The sequence below is a fragment of the Novosphingobium sp. HII-3 genome (assembly GCF_002916655.1).
Taxonomy (GTDB): domain Bacteria; phylum Pseudomonadota; class Alphaproteobacteria; order Sphingomonadales; family Sphingomonadaceae; genus Novosphingobium; species Novosphingobium panipatense.
This window is the reverse complement of record NZ_PPSM01000005.1, coordinates 62178-82234: the sequence shown is the minus strand read 5'-3', so window position 1 is coordinate 82234 and position 20057 is coordinate 62178. Positions and strand designations below refer to the sequence as shown.

General features: G+C 66.0%; 13 protein-coding genes. 6 read left to right on the top strand and 7 right to left on the bottom strand.

What is annotated here, in order from left to right:
- The first annotated feature begins 2 nt into the window (after positions 1-2).
- Positions 3-1454 (top strand): efflux transporter outer membrane subunit, encoded by a 1452-nt coding sequence (locus C2R25_RS01100; RefSeq protein WP_199183727.1) that lies wholly within the window; start codon positions 3-5, stop codon positions 1452-1454.
- Positions 1455-1641: 187 nt separating this feature from the next.
- Positions 1642-3906 carry an NADP-dependent malic enzyme gene (locus C2R25_RS01095; protein WP_103727459.1) on the top strand — a complete coding sequence of 755 codons (2265 nt, stop codon included), beginning with the start codon at positions 1642-1644 and terminating at the stop codon, positions 3904-3906.
- 80 nt (positions 3907-3986) lie between these two features.
- Here the strand turns inward: C2R25_RS01095 and C2R25_RS01090 are convergent, their stop codons facing one another.
- The 4 genes from C2R25_RS01090 to C2R25_RS01075 are packed head-to-tail and all read right to left on the bottom strand — an operon-like array spanning position 3987 to position 9038.
- A complete protein-coding gene (locus tag C2R25_RS01090) occupies positions 3987-5075 on the bottom strand; it encodes an LLM class flavin-dependent oxidoreductase (RefSeq protein WP_233203696.1) in 1089 nt (362 codons plus the stop codon).
- On the bottom strand, positions 5072-5980 hold the full coding sequence (locus C2R25_RS01085) for an aldo/keto reductase family oxidoreductase (protein WP_103727458.1): 909 nt from the start codon (positions 5978-5980) through the stop codon (positions 5072-5074). The genes C2R25_RS01090 and C2R25_RS01085 overlap by 4 nt, the downstream gene beginning before the upstream one ends.
- Before the next feature lie 11 nt (positions 5981-5991).
- Positions 5992-7008, bottom strand: a complete 1017-nt coding sequence (locus C2R25_RS01080) for a LacI family DNA-binding transcriptional regulator (protein WP_103727457.1) — start codon at positions 7006-7008, stop codon at positions 5992-5994.
- Positions 7005-9038 (bottom strand): alpha-glucosidase, encoded by a 2034-nt coding sequence (locus C2R25_RS01075; protein ID WP_103727456.1) that lies wholly within the window; start codon positions 9036-9038, stop codon positions 7005-7007. The genes C2R25_RS01080 and C2R25_RS01075 overlap by 4 nt, the downstream gene beginning before the upstream one ends.
- Before the next feature lie 127 nt (positions 9039-9165).
- Between C2R25_RS01075 and C2R25_RS01070 the strand changes: the two genes are divergently transcribed.
- Complete coding sequence (locus tag C2R25_RS01070) at positions 9166-11490, top strand: TonB-dependent receptor (protein ID WP_103727455.1); 2325 nt, start codon at positions 9166-9168, stop codon at positions 11488-11490.
- Positions 11491-12035: 545 nt separating this feature from the next.
- Here C2R25_RS01070 and C2R25_RS01060 read toward each other — a convergent pair.
- On the bottom strand, positions 12036-13307 hold the full coding sequence (locus tag C2R25_RS01060) for an MFS transporter (protein ID WP_103727453.1): 1272 nt from the start codon (positions 13305-13307) through the stop codon (positions 12036-12038).
- A gap of 164 nt (positions 13308-13471) precedes the next feature.
- Here C2R25_RS01060 and C2R25_RS01055 point away from each other — a divergent pair, with 164 nt between their 5' ends.
- Genes C2R25_RS01055 through glpK form a run of 3 tightly spaced genes read left to right on the top strand, consistent with a single transcriptional unit; the run spans position 13472 to position 17516 of the window.
- Positions 13472-14536: a YeiH family protein gene (locus tag C2R25_RS01055; protein ID WP_103727452.1), complete on the top strand. Its 1065-nt coding sequence runs from the start codon at positions 13472-13474 to the stop codon at positions 14534-14536.
- A gap of 20 nt (positions 14537-14556) precedes the next feature.
- Positions 14557-16041 (top strand): glycerol-3-phosphate dehydrogenase, encoded by a 1485-nt coding sequence (locus tag C2R25_RS01050; protein WP_103727451.1) that lies wholly within the window; start codon positions 14557-14559, stop codon positions 16039-16041.
- Positions 16038-17516, top strand: a complete 1479-nt coding sequence (gene glpK / locus C2R25_RS01045; RefSeq protein WP_103727450.1) for a glycerol kinase GlpK — start codon at positions 16038-16040, stop codon at positions 17514-17516. Before C2R25_RS01050 ends, glpK begins: the two co-directional genes overlap by 4 nt.
- Before the next feature lie 72 nt (positions 17517-17588).
- Here the strand turns inward: glpK and ahpF are convergent, their stop codons facing one another.
- Positions 17589-19178 (bottom strand): alkyl hydroperoxide reductase subunit F, encoded by a 1590-nt coding sequence (gene ahpF, locus C2R25_RS01040; RefSeq protein WP_103727473.1) that lies wholly within the window; start codon positions 19176-19178, stop codon positions 17589-17591.
- A gap of 142 nt (positions 19179-19320) precedes the next feature.
- Complete coding sequence (gene ahpC / locus C2R25_RS01035) at positions 19321-19887, bottom strand: alkyl hydroperoxide reductase subunit C (protein ID WP_103727449.1); 567 nt, start codon at positions 19885-19887, stop codon at positions 19321-19323.
- Between the last annotated feature and the right edge of the window lie 170 nt (positions 19888-20057).

Sequence of the window (20057 nt, the reverse complement as noted above, 5' to 3'; positions counted from 1 at the left end):
ATATGACCAAGCCTATCCTCTTCCTGCTTGCCGGTACGGTGCTGCTCTCGGGGTGCAATCTCGCTCCGAAGTACGAGCGGCCGACCGGGGCCGTGCCCGTCACGCTTCCGCAGGGCGGCATCTACCCCACGGCCCCAACGGACGCGGTGGACGTGTCGCGCATCGGCTGGCGGGACTTCTTCCTCGATGACCGGCTGCAACGGGTCATCGAGCTGGGCCTCGCCAACAACCGCGACTTGCGGATCGCGGCGGGGAACGTCCTGCAGGCGCGCGCGCAGTACCGCGTCCAGCGGTCCGACCTGCTGCCGACGGTCAACGCCAGCGGCACGGGCACGTACACCAACAACGTGTTCGGCGCCGGCGGTGCCAACGGTGCGACCGGCGGCAGCACCGACATCGAGGCCTATCAGGCGACTGTCGGCCTTTCCGCCTTCGAGCTCGACCTCTTCGGCCGGGTGCGCAACTTGTCGCGTGCCGCGCAGGAGCAGGTCTTCGCCAGCGAGGAGGCGCAGCGCTCGGCCCGCATCAGCCTGATCGCGGAAATCGCGAACGCCTGGCTGACGATGGCCGCCGACAGCGAGCAGCTGCGCCTCTCGCGCGGGACGCTGCGCACGTTTGAGGACACCCTGCGGCTCACCCGTGAACAGTTCCGCGTGGGTATCGGCTCGGAACTGGAAGTCCGGCAGGCGGAGACGAACTACCAGGGTGCCCTGAACGACATCGCGGTGCTGGAAACCAGCATTGCACGCGATCAGAACGCGCTGAACCTGCTGGCGGGGACTACCGTGCCGGCCGCGCTCCTGCCGACCGACTTCGGCAATGCGCCCATGACGCGGGACGCCTTGCCGGGGGACATCTCCTCGGAGGTGCTGCTGCGTCGGCCCGACGTGCTCCAGGCAGAGCATCAGCTCATTGCCGAGAACGCGAACATCGGCGCGGCACGGGCCGCCTTCTTCCCGACGATCTCCCTGACGGCCACCCTTGGCACGCTCAGTACGTCGCTTTCGGGTCTCTTCAAGGACGGCACCTACACCTACAACGCCTCTCCGGGCATCGGCCTGCCGCTGTTCGACTTCGGCCGTCGCCAGGGCAACCTCGACTACGCCCGCGCCTCGCAGCAGGTCGCGGTGGCGACGTACGAGCGCGCGATCCAGACCGCGTTCCGGGAGGTGGCCGACGCGCTTGCGCAGCGCGGCCGCATCGATGAGCAGTTACGGGCGCAGACCAACCGGGCCGAAGCGGCCCGTGTCGCCGCGCGCCTTTCGGATGCCCGGTACCGCTCGGGCGTCGATTCGTTCCTGACGACGCTGATCCAACAGCGGACGGCCTACGCAGCCGAGCAGCAACTCGTGGGAACGCGCCTGACACAGGCCAGCAATCTCGTGGAGCTGTACCGGTCGCTTGGCGGCGGTATCGAGGAGACGACGCCGGTCGGGGCACCGGCGGCGCCCTAAGTCTCATCTTGCGCCGTGCGCCCGGGCGCACGGCGGATTCTCCCGCTATTGCTCTTCGAATTCGTGCCGAAAAAGGGCGCTGAGCACTCGACACAGAGGCTCTAAGCGTGTTGGAGGAAACGGACATCCTATCGCTGCCACGATGGGGTGAGACGCTGACTTTGGCTACTGACCACGGGACGAACACATGGACGAGACGCTGCGCCGCGCCGCACTTGATTACCACCGCCTTCCGAGCCCTGGAAAGCTGGCGATCGAGCCCACGAAGCGCATGGTCAACCAGCGTGACCTCGCGCTCGCCTACTCGCCCGGCGTGGCTGCGCCGTGCCTCGAGATTGCCGAGGATCCAGCCAAGGCGCTCGATTATACCGCGCGCGGCAATCTGGTCGCGGTGATCTCCAACGGCACCGCCGTGCTCGGCCTCGGCGCCATCGGCGCGCTGGCGTCGAAGCCGGTGATGGAAGGCAAGGCAGTCCTGTTCAAGAAGTTCGCCGGGATCGACGTCTTCGACATCGAAGTCGACACCACCGATCCCGACAAGTTCGTGGAGGCCGTGGCGCTGCTGGAGCCGACCTTCGGCGGCATCAACCTGGAGGACATCAAGGCGCCGGAGTGCTTCGCGATCGAGGCCGCTCTGAAGGCGCGGATGAACATCCCGGTGTTCCACGATGACCAGCATGGCACCGCCATCGTCGTGGCCGCCGCCGTGCGCAATGCGCTGGTGCTGCAGGGACGCACGCTGGCCGATGCGCGCCTCGTCACCTCTGGCGCCGGTGCCGCCGCGCTCGCTTGCGTGGACCTGCTGGTATCGATGGGCCTTCCGGCCGAGAACGTCACGTTGACTGACAAGGACGGCGTCATCCATTCCGGCCGGGAGGGTATGCTGCCCAACATGGCGCGCTATGCCCGCGACACGGACGCGCGAACGCTTCCCGAAGTCCTGCCAGGGGCCAACGTCTTCCTCGGCCTCTCGGCGCCGGGCGTGCTCAAGCCGGAATGGCTTCCGCTGCTCGCCGACAATCCGCTGATCTTCGCGCTGGCCAATCCGGAACCGGAGATCCGCCCCGAAGTCGCGCGCGAGGTCCGGCCGGACGCAATCATCGCCACGGGCCGTTCGGATTACCCGAACCAGGTCAACAACGTGCTGTGCTTCCCTTACATCTTCCGCGGCGCGCTCGACGCGGGCGCGACGCAGATCAACGAGGCGATGAAGGCCGCCGCGGCCGAGGCAATCGCCGGGCTGGCCCGCGTCCCCGCGCATGACAGCGTTGCGCAGGCTTATGGCGGGCGCAAGCTGGTGTTCGGTCCGGAATACATCATCCCCACGCCTTTCGACCCGCGCCTGATCGTGGAGATCGCGGGCGCCGTCGCCAAGGCGGCGATGGACAGCGGGGTCGCTACCAGGACGCTGGACATTGACGCGTACAAGCGCAGTCTTGCCACCGGCAATGCGCGTTCGGGCCAGCTCATGCTGCCGGTGTTCCAGGCCGCGCGCGGCGCGTACAAGCGCGTGGCCTATGGCGAAGGCGAGGACGAGCGTGTCCTGCGCGCCGTGAAAGATGCGCTCGACGAGGGCATGGTACGCCCGACGCTCGTCGCCCGCCGCCGCATTCTCGAAGAGAAGCTGCCGAAGCTGGGCCTCACCTTCGAACTCGGCAAGGACGTCGACGTGATCGACCCCGAAACCGACGTCGAGATCATGGACCAGCTGGCCGAGGCCTATCGCATGGTCGCTGCGCGCAAGGGCGTGCCGGCGGCGGAAGTGGTGCGCCACACCTATCGTCGGCCCACGGTTACGGCGGCCATGCTGCTGCGTACGGGGCGGGTGGACGCCGCGCTGGTTGGTGGCAACTCGGAATACTGGGGCCAGATCGAGCACGTGCTGCGGATCATCGACCGCGCGCCGGGCGTGAAGCGGGTCTATGCACTCTCGGGCCTCATTCTCGACGCAGGCGCGCTGTTCCTGACGGACACGCATATGGTGCCCGATCCGACGCCGGAGCAGGTGGCGGAAATGACGGTGTTGGCCGCGCAGGCGGTCCGCCACTTCGGGCTCGATCCGAAGATCGCGCTCCTGTCCCACTCGAACTTCGGCGCCTCGCACAGCCCGAGCGCGCGCAAGATGCGCGCCGCCACGCAGCTGGTGCGCGCCGCTGCGCCGGAGCTGAAGGTGGACGGGGAAATGCACGCGGACGCGGCGCTGAGCCAGGCGCTGCGGGACAAGCTTGTGCCGGATTCCGCGTTCGAGGGCGCGGCGAACCTCTTGGTGATGCCCAACCTGGATTCCGCGAACATCGCGCTTACGGCGCTCTCGGCATCGTCGAGCTCGCCCACGGTCGGGCCGATGCTGCTGGGGCTTTCGCAGCCGATCCACGTGCTGACGCCGGGTGTCACCGCGCGCGGCATCCTCAACCTGACCAGCATTGCCGTCTGCGCCGCGGACAGTCACTGAGGCTTGCGGACGCCTCCTGAAGCGTTTTCAGGACGGCCTAAGAAAAAAGGTTCCGGGGGCTACCCGGAACCTTTTTCGTATCAGAGCACCAGAGGGGCGTGATTGATCTTGGGCAGGACGTGCCGCGAGAACAGGTCCGCCTCCGCGGCATGGGGATAGCCCGAGAGAATGAAGGCATCGATGCCTTCCGCCTGGTAGGCCTTGATCTTGGCGAGCACCTGGTCGGGATCGCCCACGATCGCTGCGCCACAGCCCGAGCGGGCACGGCCGATGCCGGTCCACAGGTTCTCCTCGACGAAGCCGTCGCCACCTGCGGCGGAGCGCAGTTCGGCCTGACGGGTCACGCCGACGCTGGCGGTGTCGAGCGACTTCTGGCGAATGGCTTCGCCGGCCGCGTCATCCAGCTTGGAGAGCAGGCGGTCGGCGTAGGTCCGTGCCTCGTCCTCGGTTTCGCGCACGATGACGTGGGCGCGGTAACCGAACTTCAGCGTCCGGCCGTATTTGGCAGCCCGCGCGGTCATGTCGGCGATAGTTTCGCGAACCTTGTCCATCGTGTCGGGCCACATGAGGTACACGTCGCACCCCTGCGCCGCCGCCTCACGCGCGTCCTCGGACAGTCCGCCGAAGTAGAGCGGCGGGCACTTGCCGGAGACGGTGGTGATGCGGGCCGGAGGCAGGTCGAGGTTGTAGAACTCGCCCTGGTACTTGAGGTGCTCGCCGTTCAGCATGATCTTGAGGATCTGCATCACCTCCAGCGTGCGCTGGTAGCGTTCCCGGCTGCCCAGCTTTTCACCAGGCAGGTCGGAGGAGATGATGTTGACCGTCAGACGTCCGCCAAGGATGCGGTCGAGCGTGGCGATGCGGCGGGCCAGCTGCGGCGGCCAGTCCTCGCCCATGCGCACGGCCCAGAGCAGGCGGATCTTCTCCACCAGCGGGGCGATGGCGCCCGCGAACATGGTGGTGTCGATGCCGAGCGCATAGCCGGAGGGAAGCAGGATGTTGTCGAACCCGCCTTTCTCCGCCTGCAGCACGATGTTGCGGCAGTGCTCCCAGCTTGACGCCAGCGCCGGGTCGGGCTGGCCCAGGAACTCGTAGTCATCGTCGCAAAGGGCCGAGAACCAGCTTACTTCGCAGGTCTTGTCAGTTGCAGTCATGGAGCTGTTCGTCATGGCAGGGGCTCTCCTTTCGATGCGACCAGTACCGCGTACCAGCGGGCGCGGGTCCAGCGGACCTTCAGTGCGTCCGCCGCTTCGGCGATCCGGTCCGCTTTTTGCGATCCGACGATCGGAATGACGCGCGCGGGGTGCGCCATGATCCAGCTGTAGGCGGCCGCCGTGCGCGACACGCCGAACTCTTCAGCCACCTCGTCAAGCAGGCCCGCGACGGCCTTTGTGCGCTCATCCGAGGGATTGGCGATACGCCCACCGCCAAGCGGGGACCAGGCCAGGACCGCCATGTCCATGGCAATGGCCTGGTCCAGTTCGCCGTTCTCGATCGGAGCGAGCTTGAGCGGCGAAAGCTCGGGCTGGGTCGAGACGATCGGAAGCTCCAGAAACTGTTGGAGCGTCGCGATCTGGCTCGTAGTGAAGTTAGAGACGCCGAAGCTGCGGATTTTTCCTGCTTTATAGGCTTCGCCGATGGCTTTTGCGATTTCCGAAGGGTGCGTGAGAATATCGGGACGGTGAATCTGCCACAGTTCGACAGTGTCCGTCCCGAGGCGGGTGAGTGAAGCGTCAATGGCCGAGGTGAGATACCCGGCGCTGGAATCGTAGGGCACGCCCATCGAGATGCCGCCCTTGGTGGCGATCACGAACTTGCCGCGCAGCGAGGGATCGGTCGCGAGGGCCCGACCCAGCAGGGCTTCGGAAGCACCGAAGGCCTCGTCGTTGTCGGGACCGTAGATGTCAGCCGTGTCGATGAGCGTGATGCCGGCGTCGAGCGCGGCGTGAAGCAGCTTGACCACCGCGTCCACATCGTCGCCGCAAAGGCGCCAGTTGCCCCAGGCGAGGGCGGAAACTTCGATGCCGCTCTTGCCGAGCTGGCGGCGCGCGGCCGGAGAGGGAAGGTGAGTCATGGAACGTCCTGTCAGGGAAGAAGATCGGGATTGATGGATGCGACGGATGCGCGCTCGACAAGGTCGTGCGGCAGACGGCGGTGCGTGAGTTGCGAACCGCCGAGGAGAAGCTTGGTCGCCTCGTGCGCCAGCTCTCGCGTGGGTTGGCGGATCGTGGTGAGCTGGGGCCAGACCATCCGCGCCACCATGGTATCGTCGAAGCCGACGACGGAAAGATCGTCGGGAACGATGAGGCCCAGGTCGTGCGCCACCGAAAGGACACCGGCGGCCATGTCGTCGTTGCTGGCGAAGATGGCCGTCGGGCGGCGTCCACCGGCAAGAAGCGCATGAGCGGCCGCCACGCCGCTGTCGAAGTCGAATTCGCCGGGCTGGACCAGCGCCGGTTCGAAGGACAGGCCCGCGCGGTCAAGCGCGCGGCGATAGCCGAACAGGCGTTCCTCGGAGGCCATGTGGTTGGAATGGCCCTTCACGAAGCCGATGTGGCGGTGCCCCTTCGCGATCAGGAAGCTGGTCATGTCATCGGCGGCCTGCGCGTCGTCCATGAACACGGAGGAGGTCATCGCGTGGTTCGTGCCGGGGGATATGCGCACGAAGGGGATGTCCATGCCTTCCAGCGCCTTCAGCACCGGAACGCAGTCCGTCACCGGCGAGGACAGCACGATACCATCGACGTGCGTCTCAGTGACGAGGCCTCGTACCTGATCTCCCACGAGAGGATCCGCAACGTCGACCGGCTGCGCGATGAGGCGCGATCCGGCTTGCTGGCAGGCCTCCCAGCAGCCCATCTGCACCTGGTTCATGTAATAGGGGCTGTGGTTGTCGTAAATGAGCGCGATCTGGCCGGACTTGGTGCCCGCCAGGATGCGCGCCGCGACGCTGGGCCGGAACCCCAGGTCCTGCATCGCCTTCTCCACCCGCTCACGCGTGTCCGCGCTGACGTAGCGGTGGCCGTTCAGCACCCGGCTGACGGTCTTGATCGATACCCCGGCCAGCGCCGAGACGTCCTTGATGTTCGATCGTTCGCTCATATCCTCTCCTTCAGGGAGGCGAAGAGTGGAGCGAAGTTGCTGTCAGGCAAATAGAAAACGGGCGGCTGACCATAAGGCGCCGCGATTCTGTACGTACCGGGCGCGAAGGTCTCACCGGTCCACAGATGGTGCCACGGCCGGTCGCCGGGGAGGATGACCTCGCGTGTCGTGGCATCGGCTTCCACGATCGGAGCGACGAGCATGTCGCGGCCGTAGAGGTACTGGTCCTGCACTGCGAACAGCGCTTCCTCGAAGTAGTGGAGGAACAGCGGGCGCTGCACCGGCAGCCCGGTCTCCACCGCCTCGTCGCTCAGGTGCCGGACATAGGGTGCCAGCGCCTTGTGAACGCGGGACATGGCGGCGAACTGGGCGAGCAATTCCGGGGTCGAGTCCAGTTGGAGGTTGTTGTCCGGGCGATTGCCCTCATGGCTGCGCATGACCGGCGAAAACGCGCCCAGCTCGCACCAGCGCATCATCAGGTCGGCGGTGCGGAGGTTCCCGTGCAGGCTGGTGTAACCGCCGACGTCGCTGTGCGAGTAGGCGTTGCCGACGAGCCCGGCCGAAAGGGCGGCGGTGATGACGGTGTTGATGCCGTCATGCCGGGTGAAGTCGACCGACTGGTCCCCGGCCCAGAGCAGCGGGCAGTGCGCCTGAACGCCGGAGAACCCGGCGCGCATGAAGAACACGACCTCGCCGGTCTTCCCCCGGGAGGCGACCGCGCGGGCATTCGCCTCGGCCCAGAGCACCGGCCAGCGGTTATGCATCAGCATCGGATCGCTGCCGTCGTGCAGGCGCAGGTCGACCGGCAGGTATTCGCCGAAGTCGGCCATCCACCCGGAGAGGCCGAAGTCCAGCATTTCCCGTCCGATCACGCGCTCGGCGAACCAGTCCATCGCGGCGGGGTTGGTGAAGTCCACCACGCCGCAGTCGAACTCGCCGAAGTCGACGAGATAGACCTCGTCGCTGTCCTGCCGCAGGGCAAGATATCCCAGCTCGGCGGCTTCGGCGTACTGCTTGCCGTCGTTCGCCAGATAAGGGTTCACGTAGCCGAGGAAGCGCACGCCCTTTTCGGAAAGGGCGGCGATACGCGCGGGCAGGGCGGGGTAGCGCGCCTCGTTCCAGGACCAGTCCCAGAACAGGCGGCGCCCGAAGCTGGTCTGGCGGATGCCGATCCAGTCTTCGCACCACAGGCCGGAGACTTCGGCGCCTGCGTCCATGATCGCGTCGAGGCGGGCGAAGCTGTTTTCGCCGTCCTTGAGGCCCACGATCGCACCGCCGATTGCCCAGTCAGGGAGGGCGGGCTGGCGGCCGAAGCGGGTGCTGAGCTGACCCACCAGCGCAGGCAGATCGGCGGCGGCGAAGAATTCGAGCGTGAAACTGCCTTCCCAGACCTCGATCCGGTGACGGCTGGCGTCCGTGAAGTCGAGCACCGAGTAGGCGCTGGAATCGAGATGGCAGGCCCACAGGTGCGAGGAGATGAACGTCGGCTGCGGGTAGTTGGTCCACCAGTAGTCGCCGCCCGCCATGCCCTGCTCGTCCATGAGGCGAGTCAACTCGGTTGACTTGTCCCGCCCCACGCCGGGTTCGCTGGTCCAGATCGGAAAGCGCCGCCCGGAAAGGTCGAGGTAGCTCATCTGCTCCCCGCCGCCCCAGACATGTTCGCCCGCCTGCGCCGCGAGGTCGATCCATACGCGGTCGAAGCCGGGCTCCAGCGCCTCGATCCGCAGCGTGTTGCCCTGCGCGCTGAGGCGCAGGAGCGGCGCGCCGCCCCGTTGGGCGGAAAGGACGATCGCATCGCCATCCGCCGTGGCAAACGCAGCCTCGACCCGATCACGCGGCGCATCGGAAATGGCGAAGTTGCCGCGCACCATCTCGACGCTGGGCTCGCCGCGCGCCACGGCGACCGCAGGGCGCGCGGATGTGCTGCGCAGCACCTCGGTTCCTGCCAGGAAGCAGGCGAAGCCATCGTCGCGAACGGTGAAGGTCAGCGGCAAGATCCAGATCCCATAAGTGTGTTTCTTTTGCAGCATCGGTGAAGCCACCGTGCTGTCCTCATGTGACAACGCTTGACAGAAATGTTGCGGCCAATCAAGAGGAGCTTAACCGACAGGACCACCTGAGGTGTAACACCTAGGCTGACTGCGCAAGGAGGGGAGAATGACGATTTCCGCACAGGGTATATTCACGTTCCGGCAGACGGCGCTGGGGCTATCGGCATCGGCGCTGGCGTTTGTGGCGGCTACGCCCGCACAGGCGCAGGTTGACGAAATTGTCGTTACTGCTCAAAAGGTTGAGCAGAACATTCAGGATGTTCCCATCGCCATCAGCGCGGTGACGGGTGAAGCGCTTGCACGCGCTGGCGCCAAGAGCCTGGAAGACATCACCTCCATCGTTCCCTCCGTCACGTTCCGCAAGGGCACGACCAGCGCCAACAGCGCGATCGTGATGCGCGGCGTGGGCACGATCAGCTTCTCGATCGCGGCCGAGCCCAGTGTGTCCACCGTTGTCGACGGCGTGGTTCTCAGCCGTTCGGGCCAGTCCTTCCTCGACCTCGTCGACTTCGATCGCCTCGAAGTGCTGCGCGGCCCGCAGGGCACGCTGTTCGGCAAGAACGCGTCGGCCGGCCTCGTCAACATCGTCTCCAGGGGCGGCACCGACACGTTCGAGGCGGAAGCCAATGTGTCGGGCACGACAGACGATGAATATCGCGCGCGTCTCACCCTTTCGGGGCCTGTCGCTGAAAACGTCACCGGCCGCCTGACGGGGTTCTACGGCACGTTCGACGGCAACCTGAAGAACACCTACTACGACAAGACGGTCAACGGCTACGAGCATTATGGCGCCCGCGGCGTCCTTGACTACGATGACGGCAGCAGCCGCCTGCGGTTCATCGCCGATTACTTCAAGGCCGATGACGATTGCTGCGCCGAAGTGACCGGCGTGTCGCGCGGCTCGGCCATCGACAACGAACTGGGCATCGTTCCGCGTGGCGAGGACACGCGTGACGTCAACCAGAACCTCATCACCCGCTCGCTCGACCGGCAGTACAGCTTCACGCTGAACGCTGACATCGATACCTTCGCGGATCACACCTTCAGCATCGTCACCGGCTACCGCAACTGGCGCAACACCGAGATCCGCGACGGCGACTTCCTGCCGCGTCCTCTCGCTCCCCTTCCGGGCCAGCTCGCCGGAACCGACCAGCTGCATGACCGCGGCACCGTCAAGACCGACCAGGTCTCGGCCGAGGTCCGGCTGGCATCGCCGCAGAACCAGCCGCTCACCTATCAGGTCGGTGGTTTCCTGTGGTACTCGAAGAACACGCAGGACTTCACCCGCGCCGACATCACCTGCTCGGCCGCGGCGGTCGATCCCGCTACGGGTGCGGCTCCGTGCAACCTTGCGGACCCTCTCACGACCCGCTTCCCGACCGCGACTTCGCGCAGCGACGTGTCGTTCCGTAACTGGGCGGTGTTCGGGCAGGCGACGTACGCGTTCACGGACGCGCTGCGCCTGACCCTGGGCGGCCGCTTCACGCATGACAGCGTCAGCTACACCCACACCCGTGCTCCGGCAGTGGACGCGGTGACGGGGCTTCCGGGCACCGGCGCCGGTCTTTCGGGCGTTGGCGCGGGTGGCTCGATTGCCGGCGGCGGCAACGGCACCAACACCTCGCGCGGCAGCACCAGCGCCGACAACTTCTCGGGCAAGGCCGTGTTGCAGTACGACGTCGCGCAGGACGTGATGGTCTACGGCAGCTACACGCGTGGCTACAAGGGGCCGGCGTTCAACGTCTTCTTCAACCACACCGCGCCGACCAATTCGACGCCGATCGATCCTGAGAAGTCGGACAGCTTCGAAGTCGGCTTCAAGAGCCAGTTCCTCGACCGCATGGTGCAGCTCAACGCCGCCGCCTTCCTGGTCGATTACAAGGGCTTCCAGGCCAACAACTTCTTGCTCCTGAACGGCGCCGTGGTCACCAACCTGACCAACGCGGGCACCGTACGCTCCAAGGGCTTCGAAGCAGACCTGACCGTTGCGCCGACCGAAGGCCTGACGCTGCGCGCCAACGCGGCCTATGCCGATGCCAAGGTTCGCCGCTTCAACCCGAACCCGCTGACCAACGCACCCGACGCGCGTGACGGAACCCGTCTGCCGCTGGCGCCGAAGTTCAGCTACACCATCGGCGGCGATTACGACGCCGATCTCGGCCCGGTGAAGCTCTACCTGTCGAGCGACTGGCACCATGTCAGCAAGCAGTACTCGGACCTTGGCGAAAGCGGACCGATCGACCCGTACGGCATCTGGAACGCCAGCGTGGGCGTGTCGGACCCGGACGACAAGTACCGCCTGACCTTCATGGTCCGCAACATCCTCGACGACAGTTACGTCCTGCTCAACACGAGCGCAGGCCAGCGCCTGATGATCCCGCGCGACGCGGACCGTTATGCAGGTATCAACTTGCGAGCGCGCTTCAACTGAGGCGGCCCCCCCGCCTCAGGTGAATGCTTGCAAAGAACCCCCGGTGCTCCTCCTCCTCCGCACCGGGGGTTTTCTTTGTCTTCTTGACATTTTGTACCATTTTGGTTATCTGATCCTGCCGGTCTCGATCGGCAAGCGGCGGGGCGGGCGCGTGAAGCTGACGTTTCCTCTCCCGCACGCGGTCGGCGCCCGGTTGCGGAACACCGGACAAAGCCGCAGTTAAGGGATGCGTGGATGAAGCTGGAGGTATGCCTCCAGGGCCGGCGGCAGGGGAGCGAGCCCGACCCGCCACCCCCGCGCACCACAGGGCCGTGTCGGGAGTATCGTGAGGTCTGCCCCTCTCCGACCGTTCGCAGCCGTCAAAGGCAAGACCCGGCATGTCGCCTGAAGCCGGCGGCCCCCAGCGCCGGCCGCAGCCCGTCCGCTGAATTCCCAGGCGTTATCCCGCATTCGCCAGCGGGCACATCGGCGTGCGTGGACAAGAAAAAGGGGAGGGCCGCAGGCGGCGCCTCCCCTTTTTCTTTGGGCTTGAGAGAAACGAACGTTCAGTCCGCCGTGGCAAGCCGGGGCTGCATGAGGTGGATGAAGGCCAGCGCAACGAGGTAGGCGGAGCCGCAGATCACGAAGAGCGGGGCGTAGCCGAGGCCGGTGTGGAGTGACCAGCCGGCGAACTCGATGATGCCCGTCCCGGTCAGGTTTCCGGCCACGGCGCCCAGCGCGATGACGGTCGCCATCCGCCGCGCCGGAATGATCTCGGTCGCCATGCCGAAGATGTTGGTCGAGAACCCCTGGTGCGCAAAAAGGCCAAGGCCGATGCAGACGGCGGCGATCCACGGGCTCTGGGCTATCAGCGCGAGCGGCATGACAAGGACGATCAGCGCGAAGGCCAGCATCGATCCCTTGCGCGCTACGTTCATCGAAACGCCGCGCAGCAGCAGCGCGGGATAAAGCGCTCCGCTGCTGATCGCGCCCAGCGCCGCCAAGACGAAGATCACGGCGATTGGCCAGCCGAGTTCGCCCTGGCTGAGGTCGAACTGCCGGGCGAAGAAGTCCGGGGTCCAAAACAGGACGAACCACCAGACGAGGTCAGTGAATGCCTTCGCGCCGATGACGGTCCAGCTGCGGCGGTCGGACAGGATGGCGCGCCATTCCACCTTTGCGCCCTTCTCCGTGCCGGACGTTCCGCCGGTCTGCGCTGCGACGGGCGTCAGCCTCGCGGTGTTGAGCTTCCAGAGCACCAGCCAGACGAGGCCAAGGCCGCCAGTCACCAGGAAGGCGGCCTTCCAGCCGAAGGCGATGGCGAAGGGCGGGATGATCAGCGGGGTGAGGATGGCGCCGATGTTGGGCGCGGTGTTGATGATGCCGATGCCAACGGAACGCCGCTGCACCGGCAGGTAGATCGCCGCCGTCTTCATCGCCGCAGGGGTGTTCACCGATTCCGCCGTGGCGAGAACGGCACGCGCGATCACGAACTGCTGCACGCTCGCCGCCAGCGCATGAGCCATGCCCGCAAGACTCCAGACGGTGACGGCAAGCCCATAGGCGAAGCGCACGCCGAAGCGGTCGACGAACCAGCCCACGCCCAGCAGCGATACGGCGGCGGACAGCTGGAAGATCGAACCGAGGTGCGCGAACTGCTGGTCGCTCCACTGGAATTCGGCTTCCAGCATCGGCTTGAGAAGGGCCAGCACCTGCCGGTCGACGTAATTCAGGGCGGTCGCGAAGAAGATCAGCGCGATCAGCACGTTCTGCGCGCGGGCCGAGCCCGGTTCGGTAAGGGGCGCGGCCGGTCCGCCCGTGGTCTGGTGGCTGGTCATTGTCGTTCTCCCATATCCGGCCCTTGCAGCAGCGGCAATTCAACCGTGCCTGCTCGCTAAAGCTCTTGCTCCATCGCGTGCATCGCCATAGAGGTCAGTATGACAGCGCAGGACATACGGCAAGCATCTTCGTCGAGAAGGATGCGGCGAAAGGACGGGGACGAGTGAGCGCACAACACGCCGGCGACCTTTATGGCGAGATGTTTCTTGCCGAGCAGGGACAGGCGGCAAAGCCCAGCCGCCTTGAAACATGGAAGAAGCTGTGGCCGGGGCTCGCCATCTGCGGCATCGCCAGCATCGCCGCGGCCTGGCTTTCCGAACACTACGGCGCGCCTATCATCCTCATGGGACTGCTGATCGGGCTTTCCCTCAACTTCGTCACCAGCGACACGCGCACGCACCCGGGCCTCGACTTCGCTTCAAAGGCGTGCCTTCGCTGGGGCATAGTCGTGCTGGGCACGCAAGTGACCCTGGCGCAGATCGTCGCGCTCGGGCCGGTGCCTTTCCTCGCGCTGCTGATGGTGATGGCGGCAGCCATGGGAGCGGCTCTGCTGGTGGCGCGGATGACCGGGGCCTCCACGGCGATCGGCATCCTGGCGGGCGGCGCGACGGCGATCTGCGGCGCGTCGGCCGCTCTGGCGCTGTTCGGGGTGCTGGGCGGCAAGCGGGTCAGCCAGGCGCAGTTCGCGCTAACCCTCGTCGTCATTTCGATGGCCAGCGCGCTGGCGATGTCGTTCTACCCGCCGCTTGCCGGGATGATGCATCTGGATGATCGGCAGGCCGGCTTTCTGATCGGGGCCTCCATCCACGACGTGGCGCAGGCCATCGGCGGCGGTTACGCCTATTCGGACGTGGCGGGCAGTTACGCGACGATCGTGAAGCTCAGCCGCGTCGCCTTGCTGGCGCCGGTGGTGGCGGTGGTCTCCCTCATCTTCACGGACGAGGACGCAGGCCAGCGGCACTGGATCCGGAAACTCGCGATGCCCTGGTTCATTACCCTGTTTCTGGCCGTGGTCGTGATCAACTCCCTGGTCACGATTCCGCCTTTCGTGGTTCACCTGAACCTGACGCTGTCGAAGGCGCTGCTGCTGCTGGCGGTTACCGCCACGGCCATGCGCTCGCGCCTTGACCTCGTCATGCAGATGGGCTGGCGCGCAGCAATGCCCGTGGTCGCCGCGACGCTCGCGTCGCTGCTGGTGGCGACGGCGTTCAGCATGGTGATCTTGTGACTTTGCCCAAGGAACAGAAAATGAGTGGAACCCTCTACGATATCGCCGTCATCGGCGGAGGCGTGAACGGCTGCGGCATCGCGCGCGATGCGGCAGGGCGGGGCGCCAGGGTGCTGGTGCTGGAGAAGGGCGACCTGGCGAGCGGCACATCCTCGGCCTCCACCAAGCTGATCCACGGCGGCCTGCGTTATCTCGAGCATTACGAGTTCGCCCTCGTTCGCGAAGCCCTCACGGAGCGCGAGCGGCTGTGGCAGATCGCACCGCACATCATCCACCCGATGCGCTTCGTGCTGCCGCACGTGAAGGGCCTGCGCCCGCGCTGGCTTCTGCGGCTCGGTTTGTTCCTTTACGATCATATCGGCGGCCGTCGCGCGCTGCCGCCGACGCAAGGCATCGACTTGCGCAAGCATCCCGCCGGTCGGCCGCTGAAGGCGGGGTTCGGTCCGGCGTTCGTCTATTCCGACGGATGGGTCGATGACGCGCGCCTCGTCGTCCTCAACGCGCGGGACGCGGCGGACAAGGGCGCAACCATCCTCACGCGCACCGGGGTCGAAGGGCTGGAGCGCGTGGACGGCGCCTGGACCATTCACACCCGCACGTGCGAATTTCGCGCCAAGGCCGTGGTGAACGCGGCAGGCCCTGCCGTGCTCGACCTGATCGGCCGCGCGGGAGAGGCGACGCAGCGGCGCATGCGGCTTGTCCGCGGCTCGCACATCGTGGTGCCCCGCCTGTTCGATCACCCTTACGCCTACTTCTTCCAAATTCCCGACGGCCGCATCTTCTTCGCGATACCGTACCAGCAGGATTTCACCCTCATCGGCACGACCGACCGCGACCACGAGGGTTCGCTCGATGAAGTCCACGCGAGCGAGGAGGAGATCGCCTACCTTTGCGAAGCGGCCAACGCCTATTTCGACAAGGCCATTTCGCCGGCGGATGTAGTGTGGACGTATTCCGGCGTTCGGCCCCTGGTCGACGATGGGTCCGGCAAGCCCGAGGCCGCTACACGCGGATACAGCTTCGATCTCGACCTTGACCCGCAGGGTGGCGCACCGCTCCTTTCCGTCTTCGGCGGCAAGATCACCACGTACCGCCATCTGGCGAAGGACGCGGTCGAGAAGCTGCAGCCGCTCGTGCCCGCGCTCGCGGGAAGCGACTGGACCGCCGAAGCCCCGCTGCCCGGCGGCGACTTCCCGATGAAGGAGCTGGACGGGCTGAAGGCCGGCCTCGCGCGCGACTACCGGTTCTTGGACGAAGGCACGGTCGATCGCATCGCGAGGGCATATGGCACGAAGGCGCGCGGGTGGCTCGGTCCGGCGAGCAGCCTGGAGGCGCTGGGTGCGAACTTCGGCCATGGTCTTACGGCTGCCGAAGTGGATTACCTCGTCGCTCGCGAATGGGCGCGTACGGCGGAGGACGTGCTGTGGCGGCGGACAAAGCTGGGGCTGCGGCTGGACGCGATGCAGGTGGAGAGGCTGAAGAACTACATGGGTGGGGAAGAGTGAGCGGCGAATATATCCTGGTCCTTGACGAAGGGACCACTTCGACACGGGCGATCGTCTACGCGGTGGACGGGACCATTCTCCACCTCGCGCAGGCCGAACTGACGCAGTATTATCCCGAACCCGGCCGGGTGGAGCACGATGCCTCCGAAATCTGGGAAAAGACGCTGTCCTGCGCGCGAAAGGTGATTGGCGAGGCGGGCGGCGCGGAGCGCATCGCCGCCCTTGGCATCACCAACCAGCGCGAAACCGTCGTGGCCTGGGACCGCACCACCGGGGAGCCGATCACGCGCGCCATCGTCTGGCAGGACCGGCGCACGGCGGAGGCCTGCACGCGCCTGCGCGACGCCGGGCACGAGGCCATGTTGCAGGAGCGCACCGGCCTTGTCGTGGACCCCTATTTCTCCGGCACCAAGATGCGCTGGATTCTCGACAACGTGCCGGCGGCGCGAGAGCTTGGCGATCGGCTGGCGCTGGGCACGGTGGAGAGCTGGCTCGTCTGGAAGCTGACCGGCGGGCTTCACGTGACGGACGCCAGCAACGCCAGCCGGACACAGCTTCTGGCGCTCGACGGAGCGGACTGGGATGAGGACCTGCTCGCGCTCTTCGGCGTGCCCCGGCACGCGCTGCCCGAGGTGGTCGATACCTGTGGCGTGATCGGCACCTGCGACACGGCCCTTCTGGGTGCGCCGATCCCGATCAGTGGCCTTGCGGGGGACCAGCAGGCGGCGACGATCGGCCAGCATTGCCTCAAGGTCGGCGAGACCAAGGCCACCTTCGGCACCGGCGCCTTCATCCTCACCAACATGGGGGAGAAACTGCCGCGCTCCTCGCACCGCCTGCTCGGCACCGTGCTGTGTCAGCACGAGGGCAAGCGGACTTATGCCCTGGAAGGCTCGATCTTCGCGGCGGGTAGCCTGATCAAATGGCTGCGCGACGAACTCGGTGTCATCCGCACGGCGGGGGAGAGCGAAACGCTGGCGCGCGCGGTGCCTGACAACGGCGGGGTGTTGTTCCTTCCGGCGCTGGCGGGGCTGGGCGCTCCCCACTGGAAGCCCGACGCCAAGGGCGTGGTGACCGGCCTGACGCAAGGCAGCACCCGGGCGCATATCGTGCGGGCCGCTATGGAGTCGATGGCCCACCAGTGCCATGACCTTCAGGCGGCCTTCGCCGCGGACGGAGCTGCCTGGACTTCCTTGCGGATCGATGGCGGAATGAGCGCCAACGACTGGATGGCGCAGGATCTTGCCGACCTGCTGGGGCTGCCGGTGGAACGACCCGCCGATACCGAGACGACGGCACTTGGCGCGGCGATGCTGGCTGGCGTCGGTGCCGGTATCCACGCCACGCTCGAAGATGCGATGACGATGGGCAGCGCTTCGCGCCGCTTCATCCCAGACATGGACGAGGGCACCCGAACTGCTCGTATCGGGCTGTGGCAGGCGGGCTTGCGCAGGCATATCCACGGGCTGGCCTGACGCGCATGAAAAAGCGGGCGGGAATCCTGGAGATTCCCGCCCGCCTCTCGTTGGGACTGGTTCTGGGCAGGCTCAGGCGGCCTGCGCGATCTCCGCCGGAGCTTCGTTGCGGATCAGGTAGTCGAACGCGGAAAGCGCCGCCTTCGAACCTTCGCCCATGGCGATGATGATCTGCTTGTACGGCACCGTGGTCACGTCGCCCGCCGCGAACACGCCGGGCAGGTTGGTCGCGGCTTTCTCATCGATGACGATCTCGCCGCGGCCGGTCAGTTCGACGCCGCTGTCCTCCAGCCATTCGGTGTTGGGCACCAGGCCGATCTGGACGAACACGCCTTCCAGCTCGATCTTGCGCTCTTCGCCCGAAGTGCGGTCCTTGTAGACCAAGGCGTTGACCTTCTCGCCATCGCCTTCGACCTCGGTGGTCTGGGCGCTGGTGATGATGACGACGTTCTTCATCGACTGCAGCTTGTCGACCAGAACCTGATCGGCGCGCAGCTTGGCATCAAATTCGATCAGCGTCACGTGACCGACGATGTTCGCAAGGTCGATCGCGGCCTCGACGCCGGAGTTACCGCCGCCGATCACCGCCACGCGCTTGCCCTTGAACAGCGGGCCGTCGCAGTGCGGGCAGTAGGCCACGCCCTTGTTCTTGTACTCGGCTTCACCCGGAACGCCGAGGTTGCGCCAGCGGGCACCCGTGGTCAGGATGACCGAGCGCGCCTTGAGCGATGCGCCGTTGGCGAAAACGATCTCGTGCAGGCCGCCGAGTTCCTTCGCCGGGATCAGCTTTTCCGCACGCTGCAAGTTCATCACGTCGATATCGTATTCACCCACATGCGTTTCCAGCGCGGCGGCGAGCTTGGGGCCTTCGGTGTAGGGAACCGAAATGAAGTTTTCGATGCCCATCGTGTCCTGCACCTGCCCGCCGAAACGCTCTGCGGCGATGCCGGTGGAGAAGCCCTTGCGCGCGGTGTAGACCGCCGCTGCCGCGCCAGCAGGACCGCCGCCGACGACGAGCACTTCGAACGGCGTCTTCTCGGCCAGCTTGGCTGCGGCCTTGGCGTCTGCCGTGCTGTCGAGCTTGCCGAGGATTTCCTCGATGCTCATCTTGCCCGAACCCCACATCTGGCCGTTCAGGAAGACCGCCGGCACAGCCATTACACCGCGCTCCTCGACCTCGGCCTGGAAGGTGCCGCCTTCGATCAGAGTGACGTCCACATGCGGGTTGTTGAGCGCGATCAGCGTCAGCGCCTGCACCACGTCGGGGCAGTTGTGGCACGAGAGCGAGAAATACATCTCGAACTGCAGCGAGCCTTCGAGCGCCTTCGCCTGCTCCAGCACCTCGTCCGAGACCTTCGGCGGGTGGCCGCCGGTCCAGAGGAGAGCGAGCACCAGCGAGGTGAATTCGTGGCCGAGCGGCAGGCCCGCAAAGCGCACCCAGGCGCTTGCGTCCGAAGCGCGGCGGATGATGAAGCTGGGGCGGCGCGCGTCGTCGCCGTCGAACGTGGCAGTGACCTTGTCAGAGAGCGAGGCGATCGTGGTCAGCAGCTCGCGGGTCTCGTCCGATTTCGCATCGTCGCCCAGGGAGGCGACGAGCTCGATCGGCTCGCGCAGCATGCCGAGGTATTGCGAGAGCTGTTGCTTCAGGTTGGCGTCGAGCATGAATCTCAGGTCCTTTGACATTTCTGGATAAAGGGGTGGCCCGGGGTCCGGGTTCCACCGGAGAGCACAGGGGTGCGGCTCCGGGGGAGGGATGCCCCGGGCCGCACACCTTCAGCACGCGACCCGGAAAGTCGCGGCTGTCTTAGAGCTTGCCGACGAGGTCGAGCGAGGGAGCGAGGGTTTCGCTGCCTTCTTCCCACTTGGCCGGGCAGACCTGGCCGGGGTGCTCGCGCCAGTACTTGGCGGCCTTGATCTTGCGGACGAGTTCGGCTGCGTTGCGGCCCACGCCCTCAGGGGTGATTTCAACGAGCTGGATCACGCCGTCGGGATCGACCACGAAGGTGGCGCGATCGGCAAGGCCCGAATCCTCGCGCAGAACGCCGAAGTTGTTGGTGAGCTTGTGGTTCTGGTCACCAAGGAAGGCGTACTTCAGCTTGCCGATCTTGTCGGAGGTGTCGTGCCATGCCTTGTGGCTGAAGTGCGTGTCGGTCGAAACGCCGAACACTTCCACACCCATGCCCTGAAGCGTTTCGTACTGCTCACCAAGGTCTTCCAGCTCGGTCGGGCATACGAAGGTGAAGTCCGCCGGGTAGAAGAAGAAGACGGCCCACTTGCCCGCGATGTCTGCTTCCGTGACGTCGAAGAAGTCCTTGCCGGCCTGGAAGGCGGTGTTCTTGAACGGCTTGATGGTGCTGCCGACGATACCCATGGATGTAATCTCCCTCAGATGGGTGGTTAAAACTGACGTGACGCAGATAGGCCCTGCGAGTGTGGATTTGTAGCCGCTTGATCCGATTGGCATAATCGGATGTGGCGATCACGCAGGATGCAACTTATGGGCTCTGTCGATGAAATGCCCCCGTCTGCGGGTTCTCGCTG